Origin of the sequence: Chitinophaga varians (genome assembly GCF_012641275.1) — a bacterium.
Lineage (GTDB): Bacteria > Bacteroidota > Bacteroidia > Chitinophagales > Chitinophagaceae > Chitinophaga > Chitinophaga varians_A.
Genome location: NZ_JABAIA010000003.1, coordinates 317,882 through 339,014 on the forward strand (window position 1 = coordinate 317,882; position 21,133 = coordinate 339,014).

At 52.8% G+C, this 21,133-nt stretch carries 2 protein-coding genes; both read left to right on the forward strand.

All coding sequences use genetic code 11. From position 1 onward, the window contains the following. Positions 1 to 76: 76 nt before the first annotated feature. Complete coding sequence (locus HGH92_RS24880; protein ID WP_168873520.1) at positions 77 to 14,497, forward strand: non-ribosomal peptide synthetase/type I polyketide synthase; 14,421 nt, start codon at positions 77 to 79, stop codon at positions 14,495 to 14,497. A 35-nt stretch (positions 14,498 to 14,532) separates the two neighbouring features. Continuing rightward, positions 14,533 to 21,117, forward strand: a complete 6,585-nt coding sequence (locus tag HGH92_RS24885) for a non-ribosomal peptide synthetase (protein ID WP_168873521.1) — start codon at positions 14,533 to 14,535, stop codon at positions 21,115 to 21,117. The last annotated feature ends 16 nt before the right edge of the window (positions 21,118 to 21,133 follow it).

Here is a 21,133-nt window from a genome sequence, read left to right on the forward strand (position 1 = left end):
TGGATGTAGTGAGGTGGTGGTCCCATCTTTCTACAGGTTAAATCATTGTTTTTACTGAACAAATAACTGAGCACAAATGAGAAAAGAGCTGTCCTCGAAGACCCTGTCTGAGCTGCTGATTAACCAGAAAGATCAACGCGATAAAGGCGTCAGTTTTATAGTAGCAGCTAACAGGACCAATTTCCTGTCCTATCATCAGTTGTACCAGGACGCTTTGCAGCTGTTGGGATATTTACAACATAAAGGATTGAAACCCGGTGATGAACTGGTGTTGCAGCTGGACGACAGCCAGCAGTTTATTCAGTATTTCTGGGCCTGTATTTTAGGAGGGATCATACCTGTACCGGTTTCTGTTACGCATTACAGCGAAAATGCCAGAAAACTGTATAAGATAAGGGCATATCTTAAAAACCCTTACATCGTTACCACGCCCGCGCATTATGAAAAGTTGTGCAAACAGGATTATAGTGATGGCGCTGCCGACCGCACTTTTTATGACCAGGTGCTGTTCCTGGATGAAAACAAAGACAATTTCCCGGCGGGAACACCGGTAAATGTTACACCGGACGATATCGCGTTTCTCCAGTTCTCTTCCGGTTCTACCGGCAATCCCAAAGGTGTGGAGCTCCGGCACCGCAACCTGATCGCCAATATCTCCGCGGTATTGGAAGCCTATGAATGCACCGACGATGATATCTTTCTGAGCTGGATGCCGCTTACCCACGACCTGGGATTAATTGGGTACCATCTTAATCCGCTGGCGGCGGGCATACAACAATACATCATGCCTACGGACCTGTTCATCAGGCATCCGTTGTTATGGCTGCAGAAAGCCTCTGATTACCGCGTTACCATCACCTGTTCTCCCAACTTCGGGTATAAATATTATTTAAATCATTTTTCAGAAGAGAAAGGAGAAGGTTTAGACCTGTCTTCTTTAAGGATCATCCTGAATGGCGCCGAGCCTATTTCTGCCAGCCTGGCGAGAACTTTCAACGAGAGGATGGCGGCCTATAAGCTCAATCCGATGGCCATGCGCGCGGTTTACGGGCTGGCGGAGGCCACGCTGGAAATCACGTTCCCCAGGGCGGATGTGCCTTTCCAGAGCGTATTTGTGAAAAGGGAAGCGTTGACGATCGGGAAAGATATTACTAATGCCCTGGAGAAGAAGCCAGCGGCAGACACCCTCGAAGTGGTGGCCGTGGGTACCCTCATAGGCGACTTTCAGCTGCGGATCGCCAATGAGAAAGGCACTGCGCTGCCTGCCGGCCATGCCGGCGTTATCTGGGTGAAAAGCGCTTGTGTGGCGGGTCGCTATTACAACAATGACGCCGCCAGCAAAAGCACCTTCAGGGATGGCTGGCTGAACACCGGCGATACAGGGTTTGTGCTGAACGATGTGTTGTATATCATGGGCAGGGTAAAGGACATCATTTTCGTGAATGGCGGCAACGTATATCCGCATGATATAGAGCATACTTTAGAAACGCTGGACGAGATTGATACCGGTAAAGTAGTGGCCTGTGGCATCCCTGATGAGGCCAATGGATCAGAATCCATCGTTGTTTTTGTGGTGCATAAAATGTCTGCGGAGAAATTTTTGCCCATGATATCACTGGTGAAAAGGACTGTGGCATCGCGGCTGGGACTGGAAGTGAAACAGGTAATTCCGGTGAGGAAGATCTTCAAGACCACCAGCGGAAAAGTAAGAAGACATCTATTTGTTGAAGAATATATCAAAGGCGCTTACAACGAGGCGATCAAAGAAATAGCCGTTGCAGAGAAAGCTGTCGCCCCGGCAGAAGCGGTAGCTACCCTGCCGTTACCGGAGGCTACTACCGTCAACGTACATACGTTATCCCGTGTGAAGGAATGGCTGGAGGCCTGGCTGATACAGCATTTGCATACTACGCCGGCAGAAATGGCGGCCCAAAGGACGTTTGCTGAATATGGCCTTACTTCCATACTGGCCGTGCAACTGGCGGCCGATCTGGAACTTTTCCTGCATATGCCGGTGGAAAATACAGTGGTATTCAATTATCCCACCGTACAAAGCCTGGCCACGCATTTCGCCGGAATGGCGCTCCCGTTGCCGGAAAATAAACATATAGCACCGCAGACAACGCCTGCCGGTAATCAGTTGGCCGTTGTGGGCATCGGTTGCCGTTTTCCGGGCAATGTGAACTCGCCTGAAGCGATGTGGGAGTTGTTAAGATCATCCCGCAATGCGGTGAGCATAGTGCCGGACAACCGCTGGGACATATCCGCTTATTTCGATCAACAGGAAGATGCGCCCGGTAAAATGTATACCCGTCACGGTGGTTTTATTGAAAACGTTGACCAGTTTGATCCGTTGTTTTTCGGTATTTCCCCCAAAGAGGCGGCGGCGATGGACCCGCAGCAGCGGCTGCTGCTGGAGGTTTGCTGGGAAGCGCTGGAACATGCCGGCATTGCGCCGTCCTCCCTGAGAGGCACGGACAGCGGCATTTTTGTAGGCATGAGCACAGATGATTATCAGCAGGTGATCCGTGATAACAGCGATGTGACCTACTACGAAGATGTATTTACCGGTCTGGGTATCGAAAGAAGCATTGCCGCCGGCAGGATCGCTTACCTGCTGGATTTCCACGGCCCCGCGCTGCAGCTGGACACGGCCTGTTCGTCTTCCCTGCTGAGCGTGTACCAGGCGGCACAGAGCCTGTTGCGCAAAGAGTGTTCCCTGGCGCTGGCCGGTGGCGTGAACCTGATGCTGTCGCCGGACACGACGATCAAATTATGCCGTATGAAAGCACTTTCCCCAACGGGGCAGTGTAAAACATTTGATGATAACGCGGACGGCTATGTGAGGGGAGAGGGCGCCGGCGTGGTGGTGCTGAAACGGTTGGAAGATGCGCTGGCAGCGGGGGATAATATCCTCGCGGTGATAAAGGGCGGTGCCGTCAACCACGACGGGCAAAGCAATGGCCTGACAGCACCCAATGGTATCGCGCAGCAGCAGCTGATAGAAAAGGCACTGAAGAATGCCGCCGTGGATGCCGGCAGCATACAATATATCGAAACACATGGAACAGGTACCCGTCTTGGTGACCCGGTAGAAGTACTGGCCCTGAACGCTGTATATGGCCGCTCCCGTAAAAAGGAAACGCCTTTGCTGGTGGGTGCCCTGAAATCAAATATCGGGCATCTGGAGGCGGCGGCGGGCATCGCCGGTTTTATAAAAACCGTACTAAGCCTGCAACACCGCCAGATTCCTGCGAGTCTTCATTTTAATACGCCTAACCGGTTTATCCCCTGGAAGGATATGGCCGTGAAGGTGACAGATATCCTCACGCCGTGGCCTGCTGCGGCGTTGCCCCGGAGAGCGGCTGTCAGTGCCTTTGGCCTGAGCGGTACCAACGTGCATATGATATTGGAAGAAGCGCTGACAGTGACAGCTCCCGAAGAAAAAACGTTGCCGGCCTATCCTTTGCTGCTGTCGGCCAAAACACCGGCTGCCTTGCAAGCGATGGTGTCAGCATATATCGCTTTCCTGCCTCACAGCACAGACACCATCGGCGCTATTGCCCGGAGCATGGCCACCGGTCGTGATGCCCACCCTTACCGGATGGCCTGGCAGGCTGTGTCCGGAGAAGATGCTGCTGGTCAGTTGAAGGCCTATGTTGCCGGTAGGGGGGAGCATAGCGTACACACCGGAGATGCCCTGCGGTCGCCCGGCAAAATCGCGTGGTTGTTCACCGGACAAGGCGCCCAATACTGGAACATGGGCCGCGAACTATATGACCACAACGAGGTATTTAAACGCGTGATAGATGACTGCGATGCTTTTCTGAAAAAGACGTGGCCTTTCTCGCTGACAGACCTGCTCTATAAAAAGGATAAAGAAGAAGCCAACAGCCTGTTACGGCAAACTGTTTTCACCCAACCGGCTTTGTTTGCCGTAGAATGTGCGCTGGCAGAAGTGTGGAAGTCATGGGGCGTTACGCCTGACATCGTATTGGGGCATAGCGCCGGTGAATACGCAGCGGCCTATGCTGCAGGTGTGTTCAGCCTGTACGACGGCCTGGCGCTCATCACTGCAAGGGCTGCGCTGATGAACGCCGTCACCGAAGAAGGCAGCATGGCCGTGGTGTTTGCAACGGCTGTCAGCGTAGCAGCAGCTATCCGGCCATATGGCAACGACATCGCTATTGCGGCAATCAACGGGCCGGAGCTGACAGTTATTTCCGGAAAGACGGCTGCCGTGCGTGCCGTGACGCAAACATTGAAACAGTCCGGTATAAGCAGCCGGGAAATGCAGGTGTCGCATGCTTTCCATTCTCCGCTGATGGAACCGGTGCTCAAGGAGTTCCATCAAATAGCCTCCGGTGTGCATTACCATGTACCGGTGATCCCGCTGGTGTCTAACGTGACAGGTGCTATTGCCGGCAAAGAACTGACGGATGCCGCCTACTGGGGCAAACATATCCTCTGGCCGGTGCTGTTCTCGCAAAGCATTCAAACGCTAAAAGAAACAGGTGAATTCAACCTGATGGAGCTGGGACCACAGCCCACGCTTTTATCGATGGCGCAACTGACGCTGAAATATGAAGAACATCGTTTGCTGCCGGTGATGAGAGAAGGACGTTCGTCCTGGACCACCATGCTCAACGCCCTGATGGCATTGCATGTAAAAGGAATTAATATCAACTGGCAGGCCTTTTACGCTGCCGGTGCCCCTCATAAAGCCATTTTGCCTACCTATCCATTCCAACGCGAACGCTACTGGATAGAAAAAAAGAATCGTCAGCCGAAAGAAAGTTTACCTGCAGTAGCGGAAATAACCATCCCTAAAAACACGCCCATGAGTCACAAAGATCATTTACTTCCCAATAGTGCCGGATATATCGCTGAATACCTGGCAGAGAATCTGCGCAGGTTGCTGAAAATGTCACCCTCGCAGGAACTGAACGTGCACGTGCCCTTCCTCTCGCAGGGAGCGGATTCCCTCATCATGGCCAGCCTGGTGAGGAAAATAGAAAATGAATATGGATTGAGTTTTTCCATGCGGCTGATCTTTGAAGAACTGACTTCTATTCAGCTGATGGCAGAGTATATCGCGGAGCATGCCACCGTGTTTGTAACGGCTGATAGTATGCCGGTGGAAACAGCTCCTGTAGCTCCGGTAACAGCAGCCGTAACACCGCCTGCTGCTCCTGCGCCAGCTCCGCTGCCAGCACCGGCGTTTGCCCCGCAGATGCAAGCGCCCGGGGGGTATAACGTTATCCAGGACACGGTGCAGCTGATGCAGCAACAACTAAGCGTTATTGCGCAACAGTTTCAATGGATGTCGCAGGGCATGCCACCGGCTGTTGTTCAGAGCAATGGAAATGGTCATGCTGCGAACGGGCATCCTATGGCAGCACCGGCTACACAGGCCAATACTGCCGCTGCTGCGCCTAAAAAAGGCATGTCTATTTTCCCGAAAATAGAAACCAAACCGGGACAACAGTTGCCACCGGAACAACAGGCCTACCTGAACGCGTTTATTGAAAAATACACTACCAAAACCAAAACCTCCAAGGCGCTTACGGAGAAGTACCGCCCGGTACTGGCGGACAACCGCGTATCCGCCGGCTTCCGTTTTGCGACCAAAGAAATGGTATATCCCATTGTGGCCGAGTCTTCTCTCGGGTCAAAAATGACTGACGTGGACGGAAATGAATATGTGGACCTGACCATGGGATTTGGTGTCAACTTATTAGGCCATCGCCCCGAGATAGTGACGGCCGCTATTCATAAGCAGCTGGAGAAAGGCTACCAGCTTGGACCGCAGACCTACCTGGCGGGTGAAGTGGCCACCCGCATTGCCAGGCTCACAGGCATGGACAGGGTGAGCTTCCACAACTCCGGCACCGAAGCGGTAATGTCTGCCATGCGACTGGCCCGTACCACCAGCGGTAAAAAGAAGATCGCTATTTTCCTCGGTTCCTATCACGGCTATTTTGATGGTACGCTGGCCATGGTGGAGGATATCGAACATGACCGTATCGGCATCCCCATTGCGCCGGGCGTTATCCCCAACATGGTGGCCGACGTGCTGGTGTTCGATTACCTCAATCCCAATGTGGTGGAACAGATCCGTGCGCATGCACACGAACTGGCGGCTGTACTGGTGGAACCCATTCAGAGCAGAAGGCCGGGCTATCAGCCCAAAGCGCTGTTACAGGAACTGCGTGCCATGACAGAACAGGAAAAAATCATCCTGATCTTTGATGAAATGATTACCGGTTTCCGCGTTCACCCGGGCGGAGTACAGGCCCATTTTGGTATTCGCGCAGACATGGTCACCTACGGCAAGATCGCCGGCGGCGGCATGCCCATCGGCATCATTGCCGGCAGGGACTGGTGTATGCAGGCTTTTGACGGCGGGCTGTGGAACTATAAAGATGATTCCTATCCCAAGGCGGAAACTACTTTCCTGGCCGGTACGTTCTGTAAACATCCGTTGAGCATGGTGGCTTCCCTGGCCGTTTTAGGAGAACTGGAAAGACAAGGCCCCGCTTTGCAGGAAAAGCTGAATATGCGCACCAGCCGCCTGATCGGCAATATCACCAAACTGCTCGATGATAACCAGGTGCCTATCAAAGTGAACCACTTTGGCTCCCTGTTTTATTTCTCCATTTCCGGTAACATGGACCTTTTCTTCTACCATCTGCTGGAAAAAGGCGTATATATATGGGAAGGTAAAACCTGTTTCCTCTCTGCAGCGCATACCGACGATGATATTGACTTCATCGAAAAATGTTTCAGAGACACTATCACCGAATTACAGCAGGCCGGCTTTTTGCCGAAAATCGCCGCTACTAAAAAACACACCGCGCCTGTGCCGGCAGCCGTGCTGAATGTATTGCCCACCGTCATTGAAAAACAGGAGCGGCCGTCCCGCATCCCGTTGTCTTTCAGCCAGGAACGCCTGTGGTTCATCGACCAGCTGGAAGGCAGCGTACAATACAACCTGCCGGCTATTTCCAGACTGAAAGGCCGCCTGGATAAAAACGCGCTCGCGTACGCGTTGCAGTATATCGTGGATCGCCATGAAATATTACGGACCAACATTGACCAGGAAGATGGTCATACCTATCAACAGATACAGGAATCGGTCAGCTTTCACCTCGAGGAAATAGACGACCCGTTGTACCAGCATAATGCGGCCGCGCTGCAAACGTACATTGCCGGCCTGGTGAACACGCCTTTTAAATTGTCTGAAGGCAATATGCTGAAGGCATACCTGGTCCGTATTTCAGACGCGGAGCATGTGTTGGTGCTGGTCATACATCATATTGTTTTTGATGATTCCTCTGCACATATCTTTTTCCAGGAACTGATAGAAATATACAATGCGCGGCTGGCCGGCCGTCAGCCGGAGCTGCCCGCATTAAAAATTCAATATGCGGACTACGCTTTATGGCAGCGTCGCTTTTTACAGGGACCGCTGGTAGCGCAGAAGTTGGCCTACTGGAAGAAAAAACTGGAAGGCGTTACCCTGCTACAGCTGCCTACGGATTTTGAACGTCCGGTAGTGAGAAGCACCCGCGGTGCTGTGATCTACATGCAGCTGGACAAGGATTTGTCTGCCAGGGTAAAGAAAATGGGACAGCAGCAGGGCGTTACTCTTTTCACCACCTTGCTCACTGCCCTGAAAGTATTGATGTCCCGTTACAGCGGGCAGGAAGACATCTGCATTGGATGCGCTACCGCCGGCAGGGCACAGGTGGAACTGGAACCGTTGCTGGGCTTTTTCGTGAACACCCTCGCGCTCCGCAGCAATCTCAGTGGCAACCCTTCCTTTGCCGCTGCTTTGAAAGAAGTGCAGAATACGTTGTTTGATGCCCACGATAACCAGGAAGTGCCTTTTGAAAAGGTGGTGATGGAAGTGATGGGCGAGCGGGACATCCGGAAAAATCCGTTGTTCCAGGTGATGTTCACGTTGCAGAATATCCCGCTGATGTCTGAACTACGTTTAGGCGAAGCCGCTATGACGACTGAACCAGTTATCCGCAGCACCAGCCTGTTTGATATCTTCTGGACCGTGGAAGAAAGACCGGACGGCATTGCGCTGGAAGTGGAATATTGTATAGACTTATTCCAGGAAGCCACTATCCGGAGAATGATACAGCACTATATGGCGCTGTTGGAAGCGGCCGTACAAAGCCCGGTCACCGCTATAGGAGAACTGAAAATGCTGAGCGTGGAAGAAACGCATCAGCTGCTGGTGACCTTCAACGATAATGTAGTGCCTTACCCGGTCAATAAAACGATTACCGCCTTGTTTGAAGAGCAGGTGGCCCATGCGCCGGACGCTATCGCTTTGTCTTTCGGAGAACAACAGCTTACTTACCGGGAACTGGAAGAACAATCGAACCGGATAGCCCATTACCTCCGTAAACAGGGCGTGAAAGAAGGGACGATGGTGCCGCTGTGCATGGAACGTTCCATTCACCTGATCGTGAGCATCCTCGGTATCCTGAAGGCCGGCGGCGCCTACGTGCCTGTTGACCCGGCTTATCCCAAAGACCGTATTGCCTATATGTTGCATGATACCGCCAGCAAACTGGTGCTGACCACCACCGACCAACAGGCGTTGCTGGCAGCGGAAGCGGAACACGCGACCCTGATTTTTGTAGATAATATTCTGGATTTACTGGCCGCTATGCCGGCGCATCCTCTGGTCGTGAAGACAGACCCGGATTCGCTGGCATATGTTATTTATACTTCCGGTTCTACCGGCCGGCCCAAAGGCGCTATGGTGATCCATCGCAACGTGACCAGCCTGGCCCGTGGCGGCAACTTCGTAGAACTGAGCAGGGAAGACACCTTACTGTCTACCGGTTCTCCTTCTTTCGATGCCACTACCATCGAATATTGGGGCATGTTACTGAATGGCGGACAGCTGGTATTATGCCCGGAAAAAAGGCTGCTGGACAACCAGTTGCTCAAACAGGAGATCCGTCAGCGGGGCGTGACCAAAATGTGGTTTACCGCCAGCTGGTTTAATCAACTGGTGGATGACGATATCTCTATTTTTGAAGGGCTGACCGCAGTGATGGCAGGCGGCGAAAAGTTATCAGAGGAACATATCCGTAAATTCCGTGCGGCTTATCCTGCTACACAGATCATTAACGGTTACGGCCCTACGGAAAATACCACTTTCTCCCTTACCTGGAATATCACCGCGGTGGTGCCGGGCAAGAGTATTCCTATCGGCCGTCCATTGGCCAACCGCACCGCCTATGTATTGGACAGCGCCATGCAACTGTTGCCGGTAGGCACGCCGGGAGAGCTGTATGTGGGCGGCGACGGCGTTTCCCGCGGATACCTGAATCAACCTGAATTAACAGCGGAGAAATTTGTGACAGACCCCTTCAGCGAACAACGCGGCGCCCGGCTGTACCGCACCGGTGACCGTGCCCGCTGGCTGCCGGACGGCACAGTGGAGTACCTGGGACGCATGGACGATCAGATTAAAATGCGCGGCTACAGAATAGAACCCGGTGAAATAGAAAGAGCGCTGAACAACCTGGAAGCCGTGGCTGCCAGCTGCGTGGTGGTGAAAGAACAACAGGCGGCCGACAAAAAGCTGGTCAGCTATTATGTGCCCGACCACCAGGCCGTGCTCCGCACAGAACAGGAGCTGTACCTGCAACAGGTGGCCACCTGGAAAGAACTGTATGAAACAGCTTACAGCAAAGCCGATGAAGTAAAAGACCTCGACGGGGAATTTAACATCACCGGCTGGAACGACAGTTTCACGGGTGAAGCCATACCAGCGCAGAACATGCGCAGCTGGCTGGAAGACATTACCGGCGTGGTACTGTCCACCAACCCGCGTAATGTACTGGAAATAGGATGCGGTACCGGCCTGATTTACTTCCAGCTGGCCGGTCACGTCGAAAAATATATTGGCACCGACTTCTCGCAGGTGTCTACCCGTCAGTTGCAACAGCACATCGACAAAGGCCTGCGCCACTATCCTGACACCGTGCTGAAGGTATGTGCAGCGCATGAAGTGACGCTGGAGGAAGGCACCACCATTGATACCGTGATCCTGAACTCTATTGTACAATATTTCCCGGGCGCGCAGTACATGTCTGATGTGCTGGACAACGCCATTACCCTGTTGAAAGGGAAGGGGCATATCGTGATCGGGGACGTCAGAGACCTGCGTTTACTGCCTTCTTTCAAACGCCGGCTGCAACTGGACAAGCTGCAAAGTAAAACCAGTCTCCGCGAATTCGAATGGAATGTGGACCAGGAAGTATGGAAAGAAGAAGAGCTGTGTTTTTCGCCCGCTTATTTCTTCCAGCTGCAATCATTGTACCCGGAAATTACCCATGTGGACATTCAATGGAAACAGGGCGATTATATCAATGAACTGACGCTTTACCGCTACACCGTAGTGTTGCACCTCGATATAGAAAAACCGGTGCTGCAGCCGCAATGGCAGGCATGGGACGAAATAACCGATAAGCACAGTGTCTTGTCCCGCTTAGCTGCCGGTCAGCCTCGTATTGCCTTGCAGCATGTACCTAACCCGAGGCTGTGGAAAGAAAGACTGCTGGAACAGGCGCTTTCCAACAGAAGCGTTAACCAGGTGGGCGATCTGGCGGACTATATTTTGACGCCGGACGATGATACCAAAGTGGTGAACGAGATACTGGCCGCTGCTAAAGCCGCCGGTTATCATTACCGTTTCCTGCTGAACGAAGATCCGTTTAAAATAAACCTGCTGCTGGAACAAGTGCCGTTCAACGGTTTTGTGGAACCATCCTACAGCAAGTCCGCCGGTTATATCGACGGTATAAAGACCAATATCCCCCTGTTCCCCGATATCTGCGAAGTACTGGAGAAAGATATCCGGGCGCAGTTACAACAAAGGCTGCCGGAATACATGGTGCCTTTCGCTTTTGTGCCCATGCAGCTGTTACCGTTGACCAGCAATGGTAAAGTGGACCGCCGGTTTTTAACGGAATGGGAATTTATACAACGCAAGCGCATATTGAATTACCAGGCGCCGGTCACCGCTGCCGAACAACAGCTGGCCGATATCTGGCAACGCCTGCTGGGCCTGGAACGTATCGGCACGCAGGATAATTTCTTTGAGCTGGGCGGGCACTCCCTGCTGGCTACCCGTGCGGTATCTGCCATCCGTAAAGAGATGGAAGCAGAGCTGACCGTAAAAGACTTTTTCCTGCATCCTACAATCGCCTCACTGGCCGCCTACCTGCAACTGCAACATAAAGGGCTGCTGCTGCCTGCGCTCTTCGCGGGAGAAAGGCCCGCACAAATTCCGCTGTCGTTCAGCCAGGAACGCCTGTGGTTTATTGATCAATTGGAAGGCAGCGTGTCTTATCACATGCCGGTCGTGTTAAGGCTGAAAGGCGTGCTGGACAATGCCGCGCTGGGACATGCCATTGGGCAGATCGTACACCGCCACGAATCGCTGCGCACCATCATCAGGCAAACGCAGGGAAAACCGTACCAGCAGCTGCTGGACAAAGACCAGTGGCAGCTGGTGGTAGTGGACGATGCCGCTTTAAGCGAAGACGCCGCAGCCTTGCAGGACTATATCACCAGCCTGGTATACAAACCGTTTGACCTGGCCCAGGATTTTATGCTGCGCGCGCATTTGTTGCGGGTGTCGGCAGAAGAGCATGTACTGGTGCTGATGATGCACCATATTGCTTCCGATGGCTGGTCGGTATCGATATTGGTGGACGAGCTTATCACGCTGTACCGTGCGTACAGCACCGGCGGCGCGGCACACCTGCCTGCCCTGGACATCCAGTACCCGGACTATGCCATCTGGCAACGCACGCACCTCGAAGGCGCTGCTTTAAAGAAACGGCTGGTGTACTGGCAGGAAAAACTGTCGGGAGTGGACGTATTGCAACTGCCAACAGATTTTTCGCGTCCTCCGATACAGAGCACACGCGGTGCTATCAGCCGCTTCCGCCTGGACAGGGAACTGCGTGACCAGCTGCAGGTATTGTCGCAGCAACAGGGCACCACGCTGTTCATGACGTTGTTGACGGCTTTCAAAGTGTTGCTGTACCGCTACAGCGGCCAGGACGATATCTGCGTAGGCACTACCATCGCCGGCAGAACGCAACAGGAAGTGGAGAGACTAATCGGTTTCTTTGTCAATACCCTGCCGCTGCGCAGCGATTTGAGTGATAATCCTACGTTTATCACGCTGCTGCAGCAGGTGAAAGAAACCACCCTCGACGCCTACGACCACCAGGATGCGCCTTTCGAAAAAATAGTGGAGCTGGTGGAGAAAAACCGGGACATGAGCAGGACGGCCTTGTTCCAGGTCATGTTTGAGCTCTTTAATATGCCGGACGCTCCTGATTTGAAATTAGGAGAACTGCATATCACACAGGAAGAAATTCCGCATACCGTTACCCTGTTTGACCTCAGCTGCTGCATGCAGGAAGATGCTGACGGCTTAAGCGGTTACATAGAATATTGTGTGGACCTGTTCACGGAAGAAAGTATTCAGCGACTGGTGAAGCACTTCGAGCAGCTGTTGCGCTTTGTTGTGCAGCTGCCGGCCGCGCACATCGGTTCTATTCCGATGTTGCGGCAGGAAGAAGAACAGCAGTTATTGGTTTATTTTAACAACACGACCGTAGCGTTTCCGCAGGATAAAACGTTTATAGACCTGTTCGTGTCCCAGGCTGCCATTACGCCCGGCGCGCCGGCTGTCATCGCCGGGGATACGGTGCTGAGCTATAAAGCGCTGGACGAGCGTTCCAATCAGCTGGCGCATTACCTGGCAGGGGAGGGCATCACCGGCAATTCGCTGGTGCCTGTTTGCCTGGAACGTTCTGCGGACATGATCGTCGCCATATTGGGCATTCTGAAAGCAGGTGCGGCCTACGTGCCTGTTGACCCGGAATATCCGGCCGCCAGGATCAGTTACATCCTCGATGACTGTAATGCTCCGCTGATCGTTAGTAGCAACTACGGCAGTGAAAAATTAAGCGACATCACGGTGCTGAACACTTTCCTGATGGATGGAGATGCCGCTACACTGGACGCGCAGCCGGTAACGCCGCTGTTTACCGCGCCCGCCCCTAACGATCTCGCCTATATTATTTATACCTCCGGCTCAACCGGCAGGCCCAAAGGTGTAATGGTGGAGCATGCCGGTATGCTGAATCATTTATTTGCCAAGGTAAATGATCTCAAGATGGATGCTGATACCATTATGGCCTATACAGCATCTTATACATTTGATATCTCTGTCTGGCAGATGTTCTCGCCTTTATTGAGCGGCGGACGTACGGTGGTTTATACGGAAGCGCAGGTCCATCATCCGGCCGCGTTGTTACGCCGTCTCAGCAGTGATGGCGTTACCGTGCTGGAGCTGGTGCCTTCTTATCTGGCCACCATACTGATGGAAGAGAACCCGGCTCCGCTGGACAGCCTTCAGTACCTGTTGGTGACGGGAGAGCCGGTCAGCCAGGCTGTGTTGACGAAATGGTTTAACCATTCCTCCTACGGCACTATCCCGGTGGTGAACGCCTACGGCCCTACGGAAGCATCTGATGATATTACGCATCATTTCATGTATGCAGCGCCTGCCCGTAATAATGTACCGCTGGGCAAGCCCATACAGAACCTCCGCATTTACATACTGGACACTGCGCGGCAGCTATGCCCTGTTGGCGTGGCCGGAGAGATCTGTGTTTCCGGTATCGGCGTGTCGAGGGGTTATCTGAACGACCCGGAGAAAACGGCAGCGAAGTTTATCAAAGACCCTTTCCATGCAGATGGCACGGTACGCATGTACTGCACCGGTGACCTGGGACGGTGGTTGCCTGATGGCAGCATCGAGATGCTGGGCAGAATAGATGAACAGGTGAAAGTACGCGGTTACCGGATAGAGCTGGGTGAAATTGAAAACACACTGCAACAGTACCCTGGCGTGAAGGCTGCCGTAGTATTGGCGAATGGGGATGATACCGGCGGCCCTAAACGCCTGGTCGGCTACATCGTGACAGGTGATGACTACTATCGCGACGCGCTGGTGGCTTATCTGAAAGAACGTTTACCGGAATATATGGTGCCTGAACAACTCGTTACGCTCGACAGGCTCCCGTTGACGCCTAATGGAAAAGTAGATAAAAAAGCATTGCCGGAGGCGGACATACAAGTCGTGCAGACACCATACGAAGCACCGGGCAATGAAATAGAAGAAGTGCTGGAAGACATCTGCAAAAAACTGCTCGAGACAGACCGTGTAGGCGTCAACGATAACCTGTTTGGCTTAGGCATGCATTCCCTGTTGGTGATGCGCCTGTCAGCGGCTGTACAGGAAAAATTCGGATTGCATATATCCGTCCGCACATTCTTCCGGTTAACCACCATCAAAACACTGGCGGCTTATATCAAAATCAGCCAGGCGGCGGTACCGGAAACATCAGAAGGATTACAGGAAATGAGGTTGTAACGGCTTTTTCTCTCATCATTTAACTTATTAAATATATGCCGGGTTTTAATTTGTCGGAGGTGGTCCTGATACTGGAACAGGCACAGGACCTGGGAATAAGCCTCTCCCTGGACGGAGAAGAGCTGGTGTTGAAAACAAATCAGCAGCAACAATTCGCGCCTGCTTTCCTGCAAACCCTGAAGGAAAACAAGGCGCAGCTGGTGGCTTACTTTAAGGCAACAGCGGATACCGCGGCCATAGCGCCCGGTACGGAAAAGATCCGGGCGACGGAACGTACAGCGGGTGAGCGCACGCCGCTTTCGTTTAGCCAGGAGCGTTTATGGTTCATCGATGCGTTGCAAGGCTCCGTACAATATCACGTGCCTGCCGTATTAAAACTACAGGGCGCCGTGGATACAGCAGCGCTTGAACATGCCCTGCGCAACATTGTATGCCGGCATGAAATATTGCGTACCGTTATCAACGCTGATGAAGAAGGTACCTGGCAGCAAACCATAACCCGCGACACCTGGCAGCTGGACCACATCAACGGTGCCGGTTATACGAAAGACGGTACCGCCTTGCAGGAACGCGTCGCCGCACTGATCAGCCGGCCATTTGACCTGGCAGCAGATTATATGTTGCGTGCCCACCTGATCACCCTTACCAAAGAAGAATACGTACTGGTGCTGATCATGCACCACATCGCTTCGGACGGATGGTCTTCTTCTGTACTGATCAATGAGCTGATGGAAGGGTACAGCGCTTTTGCAGAAAAGCGTGATCCTGTTTATACGCCACTGGACATACAATATGCCGACTATGCCGTATGGCAGCGTAATTATCTGTCAGGCGCCGTGATGGACCAGAAGATCGCCTACTGGAAAGACAAACTGGAAGGTGTGACCATGGCTGAAATGCCTGCGGACTTTGAACGTCCGGCGGTGGCCGGCACCAGGGGCGCGTTCCTGGTATTCAATATAGACAATGCCCTTTCCGCCTCTTTGCGGCAACTGGCCCGACAGGAGGGCGCCACGCTGTATATGGTGCTGCTGGCTGCGTTTAAGGTACTATTGTATCGCTACAGCGGCCAGGATGATATTTGTGTAGGCGGTGCTGCCGCCGGCAGGATGCGCACTGAACTGGAGCCGCTGATCGGATTCTTTGTCAACACACTGGCTTTACGTACGGACCTCAGCGGAAACCCTTCTTTCTTATCCTTGTTGCAACGGGTGAAAAACACCTTGCTGGAAGCCTTTGAACATGAAGACGCTCCTTTTGAAAAAGTAGTGGAAGCCGTGGTGAAGGAACGCAATATGAACAGGAGCCCGTTGTTCCAGTCCATATTTATTTTACAGAACGTTCCGGCCATACCGGCGCTGCGTATAGGCGACGTAGTGGTTACCGAGGAGCAGGTGGCCCGTAACGCCAGCCTGTTTGACCTTACCTGGATCGCAGAGGAACGTCCGGAAGGAATTAGTATTTACCTGGAATACAGCACTGACCTGTTCCTCGAAAGTACCGTCCGCAGGATGTTTTCGCATTATGAAATGTTGCTGGCCGCTATCGCGAAAGACCCGGCGCAAACCATTGGCCGTCTGGATATGCTAAGCCACAGCGAGAAAGAAGCGCTGGTCCTCCGCTGCAATGATTCCTTTATTCCCTATCCGGCTGATAAAACTATTACCGCGTTATTTGATGAGCAGGTAGCGCTGGCGCCGGATGCTATTGCACTTAGCTTTGAAGATGAACAGCTCACTTACCGGCAACTGCAGGAACAGTCTGATAAACTGGCTGCTTACCTGTACAACAGGGGCGTGCGTGAGGAGACGATGGTACCACTATGTATGGAACGCTCGGTGCAACTGATCGTCAGCATACTGGCCATACTCAAAGCCGGTGGTGCATATGTGCCGGTAGATCCGGCGTATCCCAAAGAGCGTATCCGGTATATGCTGGAAGATACCCGGGCTGAACTGATTCTTGCTAACAGGGCACAGCTGTCTATGTTGCGGGAAGAGGTGCCGGGTACAACGCTGATATGCGTTGACGAAGTGCTGGAACTGCTTGTTGCCACGCCTCCGCCTACCGTATCTACTACGCCTGAATCACTGGCTTATATCATTTATACTTCCGGTTCTACCGGTCAACCCAAAGGTGTGATGGTAACTCACCGCAACGTGACCAGTCTGGCTATGGGCGGTGATTACGTGGAGCTGGGCGCCGCTGATGTTATCTTATCTACCGGCTCTCCTTCCTTCGATGCTACCACCGTGGAATACTGGGGCATGCTGCTGAACGGCGGGCACCTGGTATTATGCCCGGAGAAGAAGATGCTGGACAACCAGTTGCTTCAACAGGAGATCCGGCAGCGCGGTGTTACTAAAATGTTCTTTACCACCAGTTGGTTTAATCAGCTGGTAGATGACCAGATCAGTGTTTTTAAAGGATTGAAAGCCCTGATGACAGGCGGGGAGAAGATATCGGAAGAACATATCCGGAAATTCAAATCAGCATACCCGGAAATACAGGTCCTTAACGTATACGGCCCTACGGAGAATACCGGTTTCTCGCTGCGTTGGTATATCAACAGCATAACGCCCGGTATAAACATTCCTATTGGTTACCCTTTGGGCAACCGTACGGCGTATATCCTGAGCCGTGAGGGTCAGTTGCAGCCGGTAGGCGTGACTGGTGAACTATATGTAGGAGGTGCCGGCGTGTCCCGTGGTTATCTGAATAAACCGGCGTTGACCGCAGAAAAATTTGTGGCTGATATTTTCAGCAATATCCCGGGCGCCAAACTATATCGTACCGGTGACCTGGCACGCTGGCAGGAAGACGGGGCCATCGTTTACCAGGGACGTATTGACGACCAGGTGAAAATACATGGCCACCGTATAGAACCGGGAGAGATAGAAAGCGTGCTGCTACAGTATGCTGGCGTTAAACAGGCCGTCGTGCTGATGCAGGTCAATGCCACCGGTGATAAATACCTGTCAGGTTATATTGTGCCGCAGGGCGACTTTGATAAAGTTGCGCTGACAGAATACCTGAAAGGCCGGCTGCCGGCTTATATGATTCCTGCCCGCCTGGTGCCCCTCGAAAAAATTCCGCTTACCTCCAATGGAAAGGCAGACAAAAAAGCGTTGCGGGCACTGGAAGGAGACGACCCGGAAACGGCGGCCTATATCGCTCCGGCCAATGAAACAGAACAACAACTGGCCGCTATATGGGAACGGTTTTTACAGAAGAACGACATCAGCACCCATGCCAATTTCTTTGAGCTGGGAGGCCATTCCCTGCTGGCATCACGGGTGGTGACGGCTATACGTAATACCCTCAGCGTAGAACTGAGTATTACCCGGTTTTTCCAGTATCCCACCATTGCAGCCATGGCAGCCCACCTTGCTGGCAAAGACAAGGAGAGCGGCTGGCCTGCTATTGTTGCCGGCAAAAGACCTGAACGGGCGCCGCTGGCGTTTAGCCAGGAACGTTTGTGGTTTATTGACCAGATGAACGGCACGGTGGCCTATCACGTGCCGCTGGTGGTGCGTTTAAAGGGAACGCTGAACGAAGCTGCGTTGTCTCATGCCTTGTATACAGTGGTAGACAGGCATGAAGCGTTGCGTACCATCATCAGGCAAGAGCATGGCGTGCCCTACCAGCAGGTTATTTCCGCAGATGGATGGCAGCTCTCCGTGGTGGCCGGCGAGATGTACGATTCGCCGGAGCTGTTACAGGACCGGTTGATAGACATGGTCAACGCGCCTTTTGACCTGGCGAAAGATTATATGTTGCGGGCTGGTTTAGTGCGCCTGTCGGCAGATGAACATATTTTGCTGATCACCTTACATCATATCTCTTCTGACGGCTGGTCGGTGACCATCCTGGTGAATGATATCGCTGAACTATACAACGCATATATCGAAAATCGTGCGGCAGTGCTGACGCCGCTGCCTATTCAGTTTGCCGATTATGCCGTTTGGCAACGGAGCATAGCGGACAGTGAACAATTACGTAAACAGCTGGCTTACTGGGAACAGCAGCTGGAAGGTGTGGAAGTATTGCAGCTGCCGGCCGATTTCTCGCGTCCTGCTATTCAAAGCACCAGGGGCGCGTCGAAACGGTTCACCCTGGAACCTGCCTTCGCTGCGCAGCTCCGGCAGTTCTCCCGGCAGCAGGACGTAACGCTGTTCATGACTTTGCTGGCGGCATTTAAAGTGTTGCTTTACCGCTACAGTGGCCAGGACGATATCTGCGTGGGCACTTCCATTGCAGGCAGAACACAGGAAGAAGTGGCCGGTGTGATCGGCTTCTTTGTCAATACCCTGGCACTGCGCAGTGACCTGAGCCAGCATCCTTCTTTCCTCACTTTGTTGCAACAGGTGAAACAGACCACCCTGGCGGCTTACGACCACCAGGACATTCCGTTTGAGAAAGTGGTGGAGGCGGTGAACACAGACCGCGACCTGAGCAGAACGCCATTGTTCCAGGTGCTGTTTGAATTACAGAACACCCCCGCGGTGGAGCAGGTGCAATTGGGCGATATGAGCGTTGTCCGGGAGGACCTGAAATACAATACGGCGCAGTTTGACCTCGTGGTGTCTATGGAAGACGGCGCCGACGGGCTGACAGGATATGTGGAGTACTGCACCGATGTTTTCCGGGAAGCTACTGTCTCCCAGCTGATGACGCATTTTATGCAGCTGCTGGAAGCCGTTATCACGTCGCCGGATACACGTATCAACACCTTGCCGCTGTTGACAGAAGAAGAACAACGGCAACAGCTGGTTACTTTTAACAACACTACGGTAGATTTTCCTCACAATAGCACATTGATCGACCTGTTGAGCGGGCAGGCCAAACACACGCCTGCGGCGCCTGCACTGGTAATGAAAGACCGGATGCTGACCTACGCCTCCCTGGAAGAGCGCTCCAATCAACTGGCGCACTACCTGCGGGAGGCCGGCGTAGATAATACGTCGCTGGTACCGGTTTGTTTAGACCGCTCTCCGGAGATGGTGATCGCTATCCTCGGCATTATGAAAGCCGGAGGCGCTTATCTGCCGATAGATCCTGCATACCCGGAAGACCGGGTGGCTTATATGCTGAACGACAGCAAGGCGCAGGTGGTTATCAGCAGCAGCGCCGACAAACACAAACCGGCGCAAACCGGGCTGGTACGTATTATCTCCCTGGACGAAGAGCGTGTGGCCATCGACAGTTGCCCGGTCACTGCCTTACCGGCATTGCCGACGCCATCGCAACTGGCCTATGTGATCTATACTTCCGGTTCTACCGGCTTGCCCAAAGGCGCCATGATCGAACACGCCGGCATGCTCAATCACCTGTATGCCAAAGTAAATGATCTCCGGATGAACGCTGCTTCCGTGGTCGCCTTCACTGCTGCCTTTACTTTTGATATTTCTGTTTGGCAGATGTTTTCCGCTTTGTTATGTGGCGGCTATACGATTATTTACGACACCGATACCATTTTACAGCCCACGGCGCTGATGCAGGCCGTGGAGAAGGACAAGGTGACAATACTGGAAGTGGTGCCTTCTTACCTGTCGGCCATACTGGCCACCGTGAAAGGAGTATCGCTCCAATACCTGCAATACCTGCTGGTGACGGGCGAAACGCTTCCCCGGCAGTTATTGGCGGAATGGTTCCAGCATAAAAATTATCATACAATCCCTGTGGTGAACGCCTATGGCCCTACAGAAGCCTCCGATGATATTACGCATCATTTTATGTATGAAACACCGGAGCATGCCAATGTGCCTTTAGGCAAGCCCATACAAAACCTGCACATCTATGTACTGGACGCGTCCCGGCAGTTATGCCCCATTGGTGTGGCCGGGGAAATCTGTGTGTCCGGTATCGGCGTAGGCCGCGGTTATCTCAACAGGCCGGAATTAACAGCAGAAAAATTTGTGAAAGACCCCTTCCGTGGCAACGGCGATATACCGATGTACCGCACCGGCGATCTTGGCAAATGGCTGCCGGACGGCACGCTGGTACACCTCGGCAGAATAGACGACCAGGTGAAAATCCGTGGCTACCGCATCGAACTGGGAGAAATTGAAAGGGTGATAGAAAAAAGCGGAATGGTAAAACAGACGGTCGTTATCACCAAAACAGACCAGCACCAGCAATTAGGATTGGTAGGTTACGTGGTAGGGCAGGAAAACTTCGATAAAGAAGAACTGTTCGCATACCTGAAAGCCAAACTGCCGGAGTACATGGTGCCCGCGCAATGGGTGGTACTGGATGAAATGCCGCTTTCCGCGAATGGAAAAATCAACAGGAAAGCATTACCTGAATCAGATATGGGCCCCGTGTCTGCCGCCTTGTACGTGGCGCCTACGAATGCGCTGGAAGAAAAACTGGCCGCTATTTGTGCACGGCTGCTGGAGACAGAACGGGTAAGCATACACGATAATCTCTTCGAAATCGGGATGCACTCCCTGCTGGTGATGCGCCTGGCTGCTACAGTACACGAAGATTTTGGGATGCAGGTATCCGTGCGGACTTTCTTCCAGCTGACAACGGTGGCTGCATTGGCGAAGTATATCGGCGTCAATATGCCGGTGGTGGCTGCCCCAACTGCTAAACAGAAAAAAATTATTCTATAATCCTATTTTTTTAAAC

What these genes read in the sequence shown, in the direction of transcription:
- HGH92_RS24880 (WP_168873520.1), top strand. Translation starts at nt 77, where the DNA reads ATGAGAAAAGAGCTGTCCTCGAAGACCCTGTCTGAGCTGCTGATTAAC.
- HGH92_RS24885 (WP_168873521.1), top strand. Translation starts at nt 14,533, where the DNA reads ATGCCGGGTTTTAATTTGTCGGAGGTGGTCCTGATACTGGAACAGGCA.